Consider the following 13862-nt stretch of genomic DNA (forward strand, 5'->3'; position numbering starts at 1 on the left):
GGGCATGCCCCATTCGTGGGCCCGCGGCCTGAGGCTGGTCCGGGGCTTGCAGCGCGGCGTTGCGCCACCCCCGATCACACCGGATCGTGAGCGGAGGACCGGTCGGGTGGCTTGTCGTGGCCCAGACTCTGTCTAAGCTGTCATGCGCATCGCGTGGGATGCCGACCATAAGGGGATCGAGTACCATGCCCTTACCGCTGAACCGCCGACTCTCTCGTCTGATCCTGTCCGCTCGCGCCGCCATCGCGTGGGAGCGGCTGTGGCCCGCCATCGCGCCGATGGTCGGGGTCGTGGTCGTCTTCGTGGCGAGCGCGTGGATGGGGCTGTGGGTCGGCCTTCCCGCGGTTGCGAAGATGATCGGGCTCGCGCTCTTCGCGGTGGCCTTCGTCGCGGCGGGCTGGCGCCTGCGCCGGCTCCACATGCCCGGCCGGGCCGACGCCATCCGCCGGCTCGAGACCGACGCCCACCTCGACCATCGCCCGCTCGACGCCTATGAGGACGAGATCGCCCCCGGCGGCGACGCCTTCGCGATGAGCCTGTGGCGCGTCCACCGCGCCCGCGCCGAGGCCCGTCTCGGCGCGCTGCGCACCCCGCTGCCGCGCGCCGACCTCGTGCCGCACGATCCCTACGCGATCCGCTCGGCGGTCGGCATCATCGCCTTCATCGGCATCCTCGTCGGCGCCGGTGCGCTCGCCGAGCGACTGATCACCCCGTTCGACTTCTCCGACCCTGTCGAGACCGCCACCGGCCCGCAATTCCGGCTCGACGCCTGGGTCACGCCGCCGCCTTATACCGGGCGCTCCCCGCTCTTCCTCTCCTCCGCGACGCGGGTGGAGACCGGCAACGGCATCCGCGTGCCGGCCGGCTCCGTCCTCACCGTGCGCAGCCAGGGCGTCGGCGGGGTCGACATTCTGATCTCCGACAAGAGCGGCCCGCGCGACCAGTCCCTCGCCCCGATCGGCGAAGCCAGCGGCGAGGGTGTCGCACTCGCCCACGAGGCGACGGTGACGATCACCGGCATGATGGCCGTCGAGGTCCGCCGCGACGGCACCACGATCGAAGGCTGGCAGTTCGTCGCCGACGCCGACACGGCGCCCACCGTGCGCTTCCTGGAGCAACCCGCCGCCAACCAGCGCGACGGGTTCGAGATGCGCTACGAGCTTGGCGACGATTACGGCATCGCCTCCGCGCGCGGCATCATCACGCCCGAGCACAGCAACCCCGACCGCCGTCCGCTCGTCGAGGATCCGGCCTTCGCGCTGACCCTGCCGGGCGGCGCCGGGATGCGCGGGGCCGCGCGCACCGTGCAGGACCTGTCGAGCCATCCCTATGCCGGGCACGAGGTGCGGCTGGTGCTGGAAGCGACCGACGGCATGGGCCAGACCGGCTACAGCCGGCCCGAGCGCTTTCGCCTGCCCGCGCGCACCTTCGTCAACCCGATGGCCCGCGCCATCGTGGAGCAGCGCACCATCCTCGCGATGGATGCGGACGCGCAGGCCCGCGTGATCGACGCGATGGATCTCCTCCTCCTCTCCCCCGAGGACGTGGGCGACGCCGGCGCCTATCTCGCGACCAAGGCCGCCTATAACGACCTCGTCGCCGCGCACACGGATGACGAATTGCGCGCGATGCTCGACCAGCTCTGGGACCTCGCCCTCATGCTCGAGGATGACGGCCTGTCCGACGCCGAGCGCGCCCTCCAGGCCGCGCAGGAGCGGCTGCGCCAGGCGCTGGAAGACGGCGCTCCGCCCGAGGAGATCGCCCGCCTCACGCAGGAATTGCGCGAAGCGATGCAGCGCTACATGCAGGCGCTCGCCGAGCGGATGCAGAACATGCCGCAGCAGGCAATGGACCCGAACGCGACCGAGATCAGCCCGCAGAGCCTCGACGACATGCTGGCGCGGATCGAGGAGCTCGCGCGCCAGGGCCGCAACGAGGAGGCCGAGGCGCTCCTGTCCGAATTGCAGCAGATGATGCAGAATTTGCAGATGGCCCAGCGCGGCCAGGGCCAGCAGCAGCAGGGCGACCCGATGGGTCAGGACGGCCGGATGCTCGACGAGCTCGGCAAGATGATCCAGCGTCAGCAGGAGCTGATGGACGAGACCTACGGCCTCAACCAGGAGGGCCAGCAAGGCCAACAGGGTCAGCAAGGCCAGCAGGGGCAACAGGGCCAGCGGATGGACCCGTTCGGCAATCCGATGGGCCGTCCCTTCCCCTCGCCCGGCCAGCAGGGTCAGCAAGGCCAACAGGGTCAGCAGGGCCAGCGCGGCCAGGCGCAGAACGGCCAGGGCCAGCCCATGAGCCCGGAGGAGCGCGCCGAGGCGATGCGCCGCCTGCAGCAGCAGCAGTCGGAGCTGCGCGAGCAGCTCGAGGATCTGATGCGCCGCCTCGAGGACCAGGGCTTCGAGCCCGGCGAGCGGCTCGGCGATGCCGAGAGCGAGATGGGTGAGGCCGGCGACGCGCTCGGCCAGGACCAGGCCGGCCAGGCCGTCGACGACCAGTCCGAGGCGCTTCAGGCGCTGCGCGAGGGCGCCCAGGGCATGGCCCAGCAGATGGCCGAGGCGCGCCAGCAACAACAGCAGCAGGGCGGCGCCGCGGGCGAGGATGTCGGCGCGCCGCGCCAGGGTCCGGGCGCCGATCCGCTCGGCCGCGCCCGCCGCGAGGGGAGCTACACCGACACGAGCCGCGTCGGCATCCCCGACGAGATCGAGACGCAGCGCGCCCGCCGCATCCTGCAGGAGCTCCGCCGCCGCCTCGGCGAACGCGCCCTGCCGCGGATCGAGCGCGACTATCTGGAGCGCCTCCTGCCCGAATAGGGCCGGGCGCTCCGCCACGACCGACCGCCGCCCCGGCCTTCAAGCCGGGTGCGGCGTCGTCTTGGCCCCGACCCCGTCGCCCGACCCCGTCGCGCTTGCACCGAGCGAACCTCCCATGCGACAGGAATGGCGACGGAGCCGGCGCGCGCTCCCTCCGCCGGATGGCCGCATTTGGCCGGGGACGGCGGAGCGAGGAATGCGGCGCCCACGGCGCCGCCGTGCTAGACTCGTCCGACCGACACGCGATTTCGAAGGATTGCGGCCAGCGGGGAGGCCCATGATCACGCTGGAGAATGTGGGACTGCGCTACGGCAACGGACCGGAGATCCTGCGCGACCTGTCGTTCACCATCCCCGCGCGCTCCTTCCAGTTCCTCACCGGCCCGTCCGGCGCCGGCAAGACGACGCTGATGCGGCTCCTCTCCCTGTCGCTGCGCCCCTCGCGCGGCTTCATGAGCCTCTTCGGCGCCGATGTGAGCCTCCTGCGCCGGCAGGACGTGCCGGCGGTGCGGCGGCGGATCGGCGTCGTCTTCCAGGATTTCCGCCTGCTAGACCACCTCTCCACCTACGACAATGTTGCCCTGCCGCTGCGCATCCAGGGCCGCGACCCGGCGAGCTACCGCACCGACGTGCTGGAGCTTTTGAAGTGGGTCGGCCTCGCCCACCGCAAGAACGCGATGCCGCCCGTCCTCTCCGGCGGCGAGAAGCAGCGCGTCGCGATCGCGCGCGCCCTCATCACCCAGCCCGACGTGCTCCTCGCCGACGAGCCCACCGGCAACGTCGACCCGCCGATGGCCAAGCGCCTCCTGCGCCTCTTCCTGGAGCTGAACCGGCTCGGCACCTCGGTCGTCATCGCGACGCACGATATCGGCCTGATGGACCAGGTCGACGTGCCGCGCCTCATCCTCTTCGACGGTCAGCTGGAGACATCCGCCTGATGGAAGGCGGGCAGGGCGAGTTCGACCGGCCCGAGCGGCCCGCGCCGGAGCGTCCCGCGCGCGAGCGGGAGCGGGAGGGGGCGCGCACGCCGGCCGGGCGCACGGAGGCCGAGCCGCCGCGCCGCCGCTCGCTCGCGACGCCGACCGTCCCCGCCGCCGCCCCGCCGGGCAAGCCCGAGGCGCGCCGCAGCGGCGCACCCGCGACCCCGCCGGCCCAGCCCGCCCAGCCGCGCCGCAACCCGATCACCGTGCAGCGCCGCCAGCCGGAGCCGCCGAAGAAGGTGCCCGTCGCGCCGAAGGGGCGCGCGCCCGCCGCCGAGCCGCCGCCGAGCGACGTCGCCCGGCCGCGCCGGATGCGCCCGGACGAGGCGCGCCCCGTGCCTTCCGCCTCCGCCGAGCCCGCCTCGCGCGACGACCGCTTCAGCCGCCGGCGCGAGATGCGCCAGACCGTGCGCGCCCGCCGCGCGCTGCCCGCCGAGGAGCCCGCGCGCGAGGCGCCCCAGGCGGCCCGCCCGGCCGCCGCCCAGTCGCCCACGGCCCGCCCGCCCGCGCCGCCGCAGACGCCCCGCCACGCCGCCCTCCCGCCCGAGCCGCGCCAGGCCGAAGCCCCGGCGCGGCCAGCGAGCCTCGACCGCCGCCCGCGCCCCGAACCCCAGAATCCCGAACCACAGCGCCCGGAAACCCAGCGTGCGCAGCCCCAACGCCCCGGGTCGGCCGCCCGCCAGGCCGAGCCGCCGACCCGGCGTCCCGCCGACACCGAGCGCGCCCCGCCCGCCGAACGCCCCGAGCGGGCGCGCCCGGAGCCGGACGAGCCGCGCCAGAGCGCGCGCACGCACGCGCCCGACGAGCCGCCCTTCGACGAGACCTACGAGGACGCACCCTACGACGACGGCGCGCGCCCCGAGCGCGTCGGCCCGGCGCCGCCGCCGCCGCGCGGCGTCATCATCGACGAGGGGGGCGACGGCGTCCTCGGCGAAGGGCCCATCGTCGCCCCGGACACGATCGCCGGGCGCGGCCTCACCATCGTCGTCGCCATCATGACCTTCCTGTCCGCGCTCCTCCTCGGCGCGGCGATCCTCATCGACCGCGCCGCCGATGCCTGGAGCGTCGGGGTGATGGACGAGGTCAGCGTCACCGTCCTCCCGCTCGACGGGGAGGAGATCGACGGCCGCCTCCTGCGCGTCGCCGCCGTCCTCGGCGGCACGGAAGGGCTGACAGACGTCAGCATCCTGCCCCTCGACCAGTCCGAGGCGCTCCTGGAGCCCTGGCTCGGGGACGGGGTGGACCTCTCGCTCCTCCCGGTCCCGCGCCTCGTCACCGCCGCGCGCTCCGGCCCGTTCGACGCGGACGCCCTCGCCGCCGAGCTCGAGGACATCCAGGGCGTCTCGGTCGACGATCACAGCGCCTGGAGCGAGCGTCTCTCGGCGATGGCCTCCGGCGCGGCGGCCGGATCGATCGGCGCACTCGCTCTGATGCTCGTCGCGACGGCGATCTCCATCGTCTTCGCGACCCGCTCCACGCTCGCGACCAATTCGGCGACAGTGGAGGTGCTCCACGTCCTCGGCGCGGAGGACCGCTTCATCGCGCGCGCCTTCCGCCGCCGCTTCCTGCGGATCGGCCTGCGCGGCGCTCTCGCCGGGCTCCTCGCCGCCTATCTCCTCTTCGGCGCGCTCGATCTCGGCGGCCTCGTCTTCGGCCGCTCCGCCTCCCCGCAGGCCGAGGCCCTCTTCGGCAATCCAAGCATCGGCCTTGCCGGCTATCTCGCCCTCGCGCTCGTCGCGGCGGGCGTCGCAATCCTCGTGACCGTGACCTCAAACTGGTCCGTCCGCAGACACCTCAACCACTTGTCACACTGACCATGGCGATCTCGAAATCAGCAGAAGCGACGCCCCGGACCGATCCATCCGAGGCTGAGAAGGGGCCCCGCCGCAGTGGCGCCGCCCATTGGATCGCGTTCGCGCGCACGGCGGTCTATTCGGTCCTCGCGACGTCCTATTTCATCATCATCGGGTTCGCCTTCATCTGGATCTTCCTGCTGCCGCCCGAAAAAATGCGGGCGGCGCTGAAGATCTGGGTGCTCGGCGACATGTGGCTGCTGCGCGTCATCGTCGGCCAGCGCATGGAGGTGCTCGGCAAGGAGAACATCCCGCAGGGCGCGGCCCTCGTCGCGGCCAAGCACCAGTCCGCCTGGGAGACGCAGGCGCTGCTGCCGGTGCTGCCGAAGGGCGTGATCATTCTGAAGCGGGAGCTCCTCTCAATCCCGCTCTATGGCTGGTATGCGCGCTATTTCGGGATGATCCCGGTCGACCGCGCGGCCGGCCCGTCCGCCCTCAAGCAGCTCGCCGTCGACGCGAAGGCCGCGCTCGCCGAGGGCTACCAGATCGCGATCTTCCCCGAGGGCACGCGCCGCGTCGTCGGCGCCCCGCCCGACTACAAGATCGGCGCGGTCTTCCTCTACGAGCACCTCAAGGTGCCGATGGTCCCGGTCGCGCTGAATTCCGGCGTATTCTGGCCGCGCCGCCGGTTCGTGAAATATCCGGGGACGGTGACGATGTCCTTCCTCCCCGCGATCGAGCCCGGCCTCAAGCGGGCTGACGCCCGCTCACGCCTGGAGGCCGCGATCGAGGTGGAGACGGCGCGGCTCGTCGCGCTCGCTCAGGCGGCCGCGATCAGCTGACGCAGCCGGTCGGCGACGAGGTGGAGGTGCGGGTCGGCGATGCCCGCCTCCACGAGATGGTCCGCGGTCGCAATCACATAATCCTCGTTCCGCCCCGACTGGCCGACCGCCCCGTGGACGACCTGGACGGTGTCGTCGAAGGAGAGGCGCCCGGCATATTGGCGGTGCTTGCGGTCGACGACGTAGGTGAGGGCGGGGACGGTGCCGCCGTCCTCGCACAGCGCCGGGACCGTCCGCTCCAGATAGACGTTCGTCACCTGTTCACGCGCCCGCAGATAGGCGATGACATCCTCGCCGTGCGCGTCCGCCACCTCGAACACCACCCCGCGGCAAGCCCCGCCTCTGTCGAGACCCATCACGAGGCCGGGGCGCGTCTCTGTGCCGCGATGGACGAAGGAGTAGACGCACAGGCTCCGATGACGGCCTCGGATCGTCGCAAACTGGCGGCGAACGTAAGGAAATCCGGGCCGCCACATCAGCGAACCGTAGCCGAAGACGAACAGTGACATCAGTTCGCACCCCACCTCAGATTGGCAAGAACACGCCCCACTTTTGTTTCAGTGATGCTAGGGTCCGCCGCGTTCGGTGAGGGCGGCACAGATCCTGGCCTTCCGGACCACATCGTCCGGAGCGATCGAGCGGCGGGACCAGCCACGCGTCCCACTGGATCGATCCGGCGTCGCCGAAAAGAAGAACCGATCGGGGTGTGAGAATGGGGAAACGGTCCAGAACGCTGCGCTTCAAGCTGCTCCTTGCGGGCGTGCTTGGTGGGGTGGTGCTGTGGTCTGTCCTGTGGTTCGTGGCGGCGACCTTCGTCGATCGGCAGATCGAGCGGGCCGAGCACGGCGCCTATAGCGGCGGTGCGCTCGCCGACTGCACCAAGCGCAACGTCTCCGGCTTTCCGTTCCGGATCGAGGTGCGCTGCGGCGCGGGCTCGCGCGTCGGCAATGGGCTGACGACCGTCACGCTCGGCGGGCTGATGGTGGTGGCACAGGTCTACAATCCGCGCCGCCTCATCGCCGAGGTCGGCTCCCCGGCGAGCGTCTCGACCTATGGCGCGCCGCCGACCACCGCCGAATGGTCCCTCGCCCGCGCAAGCACGCGGCTCGACCTGCGCGCCCACGCGCTGGAGCGCTTCGACGCCGAGCTTCTCGACGTGACACTCCACATGCCCGACGGGTCGACGGTCGAGGTCGGCAAGATCAACGCGAATGTGCGCCGCAATCCGGACGCCGAGGACGACCTCGACATCGCGCTCCGGCTCGACGATCTGCAGCCGATCGAAGGAGGCGAGCCGGTTCATATCGCCTTCCGCGGGCGGCTCGGCGACGGCGCGGCGCTCCTCACCGGAAGCCCCGACGCCATGATGGTGCGCCTCCTCGCCGAAGGGCTGCCGCTCTTCATCGATGTGGCGACGGCGGAGACGGGTGGCCTCAAGGTCTCGGCGAACGGCGACGTCACGCTCGGCGCGGACGGGCGCCTCAACGGCACACTCGACGTCGCGATCGCGGGATATGATAAGGGCGTCCCGTACGTGAAGGCCGTCGCGCCGGATGCCGGCGAGACGGTGGTGACGATGCTGAACAACGTCCTGTCCTTCGCACCCGAGACGACGATCGGCGACAGCAAGGCCCGCAAGGTGACCTTCCAGATCCGCAACAACCGCGTCCTCGCCGGGTTCGTTCCCCTCTTCACGCTGCCGCAGATCAACGTCGCACAGCGTTGATCGGGCGCTCGTCCTCGTCCTCGGGCGGGGCGTTCGAGGGATCGCGCGGCCGGCCGAAATCGGGCGCGGCCGTGTCCTGACCGGCGTCGATGATGCTCATGCGGATCGCGCGCGTGCGCTCGAACACGTCGAACAGCGCGTCGCCCTCGCCCCAGCGGATGGCACGCTGCAGGATGGCGAGATCCTCTGAGAAGCGGCCGAGCGTCTCCAGCACCGCTTCCTTGTTGTTGAGGAAGACGTCGCGCCACATGGTCGGGTCCGACGCCGCGATGCGGGTGAAGTCGCGGAAGCCGCCGGCGGAGAATTTGATCACCTCCGACTCGGCCACCGTCTCCATGTCGTAGGCGGTGCGGACGATGTTGTAGGCGATGAGGTGCGGCAGGTGCGAGGTGATCGCGAGCACGCGGTCGTGCCGCTGCGGCGTCATCAGCTCGATCTCCGAGCCGAAGGTGCGCCACATGTGGGCGACGATCTCGATCGCCTCCTCGTCCGTGTCGTCGGCCGGGGTGATGATCGACCAGCGGCGGTGGAAGAGCGTCGCGAAGCCGGCGCGGGGGCCGGAATGCTCCGAGCCCGCGATCGGGTGCGCGGCGACGATGCGCGCCGTCTCCGGCAGCGTCTCGTTCAGCGCCTCGAGCACGGCCTCCTTCACCGACCCCGTGTCGGTCACGATCGCCCCTTCGGCGAGGCAGGGCGCGATGGAACGCCCCGTCGCCCGCATCGCGCCGACCGGCACGGCGAGGATGACGAGATCGGCGCCCATGACGGCCTTCGCCGCGCTGACATGGTAGCTCGTGCCGAGCTCGAGCTCGGCGGCGATGCGCAGCGCCTCGCCGTTGCGGTCCGCGATCGCGATCGGGCCGGTGAAGCCGTTGTCGCGCAGCGCGAGCGCCATCGACGACCCGATCAGGCCGATCCCGACGATCGCGACGCGCTCGAAGCGAAAAGGTCCGGGCTCGTCACTCATGGGGGAGGGTGTCGCGGTAGGCCGCGAGCGCGGCGATGGTCGCCTCGTTGCCCTCGTCGTCACCCACCGACATGCGCAGCATGGTGGGCAGCCCATAGGCCGAGACGCGGCGCAGGATGACGCCGCGCGCCGACAGGAACGTGTCCGCCTCGCCCGCATCCCCGCCCGGCACGGACGAGAAGTCGATGAGGACGAAATTGCCGACGCTCGGCGCGACGGTGAAGCCGAGCGCGCCGATCCGCTCGCGCAAGATCGGGAGCCAGCGATTGTTGTGCTCGACCGAGCGCTCCATGTGGGCGCGGTCGCCGAGCGCGGCGACGCCGGCGGCGAGCGCGGCCGCGTTCACGTTGAACGGCCCGCGCACCCGGTGCAGCGTGTCGATCACGTCGGCCGGCGCGTAGGCCCAGCCGAGGCGGAGCGCGGCGAGGCCGTGAATCTTGGAGAAGGTGCGCGTCATGATCGTGTCGTTGCGCGTGGCGACGAGCTCGATCCCGGCCTCATAATCGTTGCGGCGGACATATTCGGCATAGGCCGCGTCGATGACGAGGAGGATGCGCGCCGGCAGCGCCTCGCGCAGACGCCGCACCTCGTCGATCGGCGTGTAGGAGCCGGTCGGGTTGTTCGGGTTCGCGAGGAAGACGACGCGCGTCTTGTCCGTCACCGCCGCGAGGATCGCATCGACATCGACCGTGAGGTTCTTCTCCTTCACGACGACGGGCGTCGCGCCGGCCGCGAGGGTCACGATGCGATAGACGAGGAAGGCGTGCTCGGTGAAGATCGCCTCGTCGCCCGGCCGCAGATAGGCGTTCGCGACCATCGCGAGGATCTCGTCCGATCCGTTGCCGCAGATGATGCGGTCCGCCTTCAGCCCGTAGGCCGAGGCGATCGCCTCGCGCAGCTCCGTCGCGCTCCCGTCCGGATAGCGCTCCAGCGTCTGCGCGGCGGCGGCGAAGGCCTCGCGCGCGGCCGGGCTCGGGCCGAGCGGGTTCTCGTTGGAAGACAGCTTGTGCTGCTTGCCCGTGCTGCCGCTGGACGCGCGCCCCGGCACATAGGCGGCGATCTGGAGGACGGACGGACGCGGCTCGGGCTTCGTGACAGCGCTGCTCATAGGGGGCTCGACGTGGATGATTGCGCCACAGGGATGGCGAAGGGGAATGGGTGATAGCGGCCGAGGATCTCGTCCTCGGCCTCGATGTCGCTCGCGGAGATTTCGATGGGATCGGCATCGCCCCGCACGACGAGGGCGAGAGGCCCGGTGCCGGGGGAGACGCCGGGGCCGCCGACCACAATGGCCGAGCCGCCGTCGCTCTGGGGGAATCGTCCGATGACGTGCGCCGCACCGCGCCCGCTCCACCATCGCACATTGGTCATGCCGTCGATGATCGCGAGGTCGCCGGGCGCGGCCTCGAGCGCGGCGATCGCGTCGAGCGGGTCGGAGAGCGTCATCGGGATCGGGCCGTAGAGATAGCGCGCGACGTCGATCGGGCCGGCGACGTGGACGCGGTAGGGCCGCTGCACCAGGCAGGCCGCGCCGATGAGCACGCGCCAGAAGTGGACGAGCACGTCGCGGGGGAGGGGGCCGGTGTGGAGCGAGAGGCGGTTCTCGATCACCGCCGATTCGCGGGCGGGCCGGATCACACTTTCGTCCGGCCCCTTGGCAGCGCCGATCTCACTGACGATCTCAAAGCGCTCGCGCAGGAGCTTGTGGATCCGGGCGTCGACGACGTCGAGCCGGTCCCTGAGCGCCGCGAGCGCGTCTTGAGATGAATCTTTTGGAAAGGGCGTTACCATACCGATCACTAATGTGCGCAAGCGCGCTGGATAGCCCTTCGCCGAAGCCGACGCAAAGAAAACATTGACCCGTCCCAGGTGGGCGGCATAGCGTCCGCCCCCTCATGTGATGGGGTAGGCACGCTCGATGGGTGGGTTCATGAGCTCCCGCCCCGGAGAGAAAGCGTATGACCTCTGATTTCGTGGCAGAAGGCGACGTCGCCGGGCCGACCGCCGCGACCAGTGATGACCGTGAGGCCCGCCGTCGCAACGAGGTGGACCAGCCATCGAGCCCGGTGGCCCGATTCAACAACGCGCCGCTGGAGCTCGATTCCGGCGCGATGCTCGATTGTTGGCAGATCGCCTACCAGACCTACGGCACGCTGAACGCCGACAAGACCAACGCCATCCTCCTCTGCCATGCCCTCACGGGCGACCAGCATGCCGCGAACGTCCATCCGGTGACCGCGCGCGGCGGCTGGTGGGATTCGCTCGTCGGCCCCGGCCGCCCGGTCGACACGGACCGCTTCTTCGTCGTCTGCGCCAACGTGCTCGGCGGCTGCTCGGGCACCACCGGGCCGGCCTCGATCAACCCCGCGACCGGCAAGGCCTACGGGCTCGACATGCCGGTGGTGACGATCGCCGACATGGTGCGCGCGCAGGCCCGCCTCATCGACCATCTCGGCATCGACACGCTCTTCGCCGTCGTCGGCGGCTCGATGGGCGGGATGCAGGTGCTCGAATGGGGCGCGGCGTTCGGCGAGCGCGTCTTCGCCGCCGTCCCCATCGCGACCGGCACGCGCCATTCGGCGCAGAATATCGGCTTCCACGAGGTCGGCCGCCAGGCGATCATGGCCGACCCGGAGTGGAGCGGCGGGCGCTATCTGGAGGCCGGGGTGCGGCCGAAGAAGGGCCTCTCGGTCGCACGCATGGCCGCGCACATCACCTACGTCTCGGAGGCGGCGCTGCACCGCAAGTTCGGCCGCCAGCTCCAGGACCGCAACGCGGTGACCTACGGCTTCGAGGCCGACTTCCAGATCGAGAGCTATCTGCGCCACCAGGGCTCGACCTTCGTCGACCGGTTCGACGCGAACGCTTATCTCTACCTCACGCGCGCGATGGACTATTTCGACCTCGCGGCCGAGCACGGCGGCCGTGTCGCGAACGCCTTCCGCAGCTCCGACACGCGCTGGTGCGTCGTCTCCTTCACCTCCGACTGGCTGTTTCCGACCTCGGAAAGCCGCACGATCGTCCACGCCCTCAACGCGGCGGCGGCGCAGGTCTCCTTCGTGGAGATCGAGACCGACAAGGGGCACGACGCCTTCCTCCTGGAGGAGCCGGAATTCCACCGGGCCGTGCGCGGCTTCCTGACCGGCGCGGCGATCGCCCGCGGGATCGAGCCCCCCGCCTCCTTGCCGATGTGATCAGGAAGACCCGTTGATGGACAGCCCCCGCATCGCGCCGCAGCGGCTCGATTATGACGTGATCCGCGAGCTTGTCGCGCCCGGAAGCCGCATCCTCGATGTCGGCTGCGGCGACGGCGCGCTGATGGCGCTGCTCGAGGGCTCGCACCGGGTGCGCGCGTCCGGGATCGAGCTCAGCCAGGCGGGCGTCAACGAGGCGGTCGCGCTCGGCCTCTCGGTCATCCAGGGCGACGCCGACACCGACCTCGACGCCTATCCGGACCGCTCGTTCGACTATGTGATCCTCAGCCAGACGCTGCAGGCGACGCGCGATCCGAAGAGCGTCCTCGAAAATCTCCTGCGGATCGGGACGCGCTGCGTCGTCTCCTTCCCGAATTTCGGCTTCTGGAAGGTGCGGTTGAAGCTGCTCCTCGAAGGTCAGATGCCGAACACCGGCCTCCTGCCCGACCCCTGGTGGGCGACGAGCAACATCCATTTCTGCACCATCCGCGACTTCATCACCCTGTGCGACGACATGGGCGTCGAGGTGGAGCGTGCGATCGCGCTCAACACCTGGGGCAAGCGGATCCCGATCAACGCGCCCTGGTGGTTCTGGAACCTGTTCGGCGAGCAGGCGGTGTTTCTGCTGCGCCGCTGATCGGGTCGTCCGGATCGGCCCAATAGGAGGCCGGCTTCGGGACGGGGGCGAGGGCGGGCGCGAAGATCTTCAGCCCGCGCGTCGGCTTGTTCACGGGAATGCCGCGCACCAGCGTCTTCTGCGCCTCAATGCCGAGCATCCCGGCGAAGCTCGGCATCGCCTTGCGCCCGAGCCGCTCCCAGACGCTCGCCGAGCCGAGAACGAAGCGGCGGCGCGAGGGGGGGACGAACAGGAAGCGCCGCACCGCGATCGGGTCGAGCCAGGCGCTCTCCATCAACTCGCAGAGCTGGAAGCGGGAGAATGGGCGGCCGAGCCCCATAGGCGTGTGGTCCGCCCGCGCCCACGCGCCCGACCGGTAGGGCACCACCGCGAAGAGGAGCCCGGACGGGACGAGGATGCGCCAGGCCTCGCGCAGCACCGCGAACGGGTCCTTCGCCGTCTCCAGCACATGGATGAGGAGGATCTTGTCGACCGAATTGTCCGGCAGCGGCAGCGAATCCTCGTTGGCGAGCGCCGTGACATTCGGCCCCTCGGACGGCCAGTGGAGGACGCCCTCGGCGGCCGGCATCAGCGCGACGACGCGGTCCGCCTCGCCGAGGAGCGGGCGCAGATAGGGGGTCGTGTGGCCGATCCCGACGACCCGCTCCCCCTTCACGGAAGGCCAGGCCGCGCGAAGCTCGGCCGACACGATCTGCCTGGCGATGCGCCCGAGCGGCGTCTTGTAGAACCCGCGCAACTCGGAAACGTCGAGATGCATGAACGCTTCCCCGCTGTCGATCTTTTGGACATAGCATGGGTTTCGATCGCCCGCTCGTCGAGGGGCGGGGTTGTTTCAACGCAGATGCAAGCGACTTGGCGTGGCGCGTTGTTGGCGAAAATGCTAGACGCGTCAAAGACCGAACCGCAAA

General features: G+C 70.8%; 12 protein-coding genes. 7 read left to right on the forward strand and 5 right to left on the reverse strand.

Features of this window, described 5'->3' with window-relative positions:
* The first annotated feature begins 185 nt into the window (after positions 1-185).
* The 4 genes from DBV35_RS03710 (at position 186) to DBV35_RS03725 (ending at position 6430) form a co-directional block, all read left to right on the forward strand.
* Positions 186-2816 (forward strand): TIGR02302 family protein, encoded by a 2631-nt coding sequence (locus tag DBV35_RS03710; RefSeq protein WP_157961566.1) that lies wholly within the window; start codon positions 186-188, stop codon positions 2814-2816.
* A 277-nt stretch (positions 2817-3093) separates the two neighbouring features.
* Positions 3094-3753 carry a cell division ATP-binding protein FtsE gene (ftsE, locus tag DBV35_RS03715; protein WP_108658884.1) on the forward strand — a complete coding sequence of 220 codons (660 nt, stop codon included), beginning with the start codon at positions 3094-3096 and terminating at the stop codon, positions 3751-3753.
* Positions 3753-5609, forward strand: coding sequence for a cell division protein FtsX (locus DBV35_RS03720; protein WP_108658885.1), 1857 nt, complete (start codon positions 3753-3755; stop codon positions 5607-5609). The genes ftsE and DBV35_RS03720 overlap by 1 nt, the downstream gene beginning before the upstream one ends.
* 2 nt (positions 5610-5611) lie before the next feature.
* Complete coding sequence (locus DBV35_RS03725) at positions 5612-6430, forward strand: lysophospholipid acyltransferase family protein (protein ID WP_108658886.1); 819 nt, start codon at positions 5612-5614, stop codon at positions 6428-6430.
* On the opposite strand, the gene DBV35_RS03730 is transcribed toward DBV35_RS03725, so the two are convergent.
* Positions 6409-6939, reverse strand: coding sequence for a gamma-glutamylcyclotransferase (locus DBV35_RS03730; RefSeq protein WP_108658887.1), 531 nt, complete (start codon positions 6937-6939; stop codon positions 6409-6411). The two genes, DBV35_RS03725 and DBV35_RS03730, sit on opposite strands and share 22 nt — an antisense overlap.
* 203 nt (positions 6940-7142) lie before the next feature.
* Between DBV35_RS03730 and DBV35_RS03735 the strand changes: the two genes are divergently transcribed.
* Entirely contained in the window at positions 7143-8156 is a 1014-nt protein-coding gene (locus DBV35_RS03735; RefSeq protein WP_108658888.1) for a DUF2125 domain-containing protein, read from the forward strand.
* Here DBV35_RS03735 and DBV35_RS03740 read toward each other — a convergent pair.
* Genes DBV35_RS03740 through DBV35_RS03750 form a run of 3 tightly spaced genes read right to left on the reverse strand, consistent with a single transcriptional unit; the run spans position 8137 to position 10914 of the window.
* Positions 8137-9123 (reverse strand): prephenate/arogenate dehydrogenase family protein, encoded by a 987-nt coding sequence (locus DBV35_RS03740; protein ID WP_108658889.1) that lies wholly within the window; start codon positions 9121-9123, stop codon positions 8137-8139. The genes DBV35_RS03735 and DBV35_RS03740 overlap by 20 nt on opposite strands.
* The gene (gene hisC / locus DBV35_RS03745) at positions 9116-10231 is read right to left on the reverse strand and encodes a histidinol-phosphate transaminase (RefSeq protein ID WP_108658890.1); all 1116 of its coding nucleotides are present in this window, start codon (positions 10229-10231) and stop codon (positions 9116-9118) included. The genes DBV35_RS03740 and hisC overlap by 8 nt, the downstream gene beginning before the upstream one ends.
* On the reverse strand, positions 10228-10914 hold the full coding sequence (locus tag DBV35_RS03750) for a chorismate mutase (RefSeq protein ID WP_108658891.1): 687 nt from the start codon (positions 10912-10914) through the stop codon (positions 10228-10230). The genes hisC and DBV35_RS03750 overlap by 4 nt, the downstream gene beginning before the upstream one ends.
* A 167-nt stretch (positions 10915-11081) precedes the next feature.
* Between DBV35_RS03750 and metX the strand changes: the two genes are divergently transcribed.
* Both metX and metW read left to right on the forward strand, forming a co-directional pair.
* The gene (gene metX / locus DBV35_RS03755; RefSeq protein WP_108658892.1) at positions 11082-12317 is read left to right on the forward strand and encodes a homoserine O-acetyltransferase MetX; all 1236 of its coding nucleotides are present in this window, start codon (positions 11082-11084) and stop codon (positions 12315-12317) included.
* 16 nt (positions 12318-12333) lie between these two features.
* Positions 12334-12954, forward strand: coding sequence for a methionine biosynthesis protein MetW (gene metW, locus DBV35_RS03760; protein ID WP_108658893.1), 621 nt, complete (start codon positions 12334-12336; stop codon positions 12952-12954).
* On the opposite strand, the gene DBV35_RS03765 is transcribed toward metW, so the two are convergent.
* Complete coding sequence (locus DBV35_RS03765; protein ID WP_108658894.1) at positions 12890-13711, reverse strand: class I SAM-dependent methyltransferase; 822 nt, start codon at positions 13709-13711, stop codon at positions 12890-12892. The two genes, metW and DBV35_RS03765, sit on opposite strands and share 65 nt — an antisense overlap.
* Positions 13712-13862: the final 151 nt, after the last annotated feature.

The organism is Acuticoccus kandeliae (genome assembly GCF_003073115.1).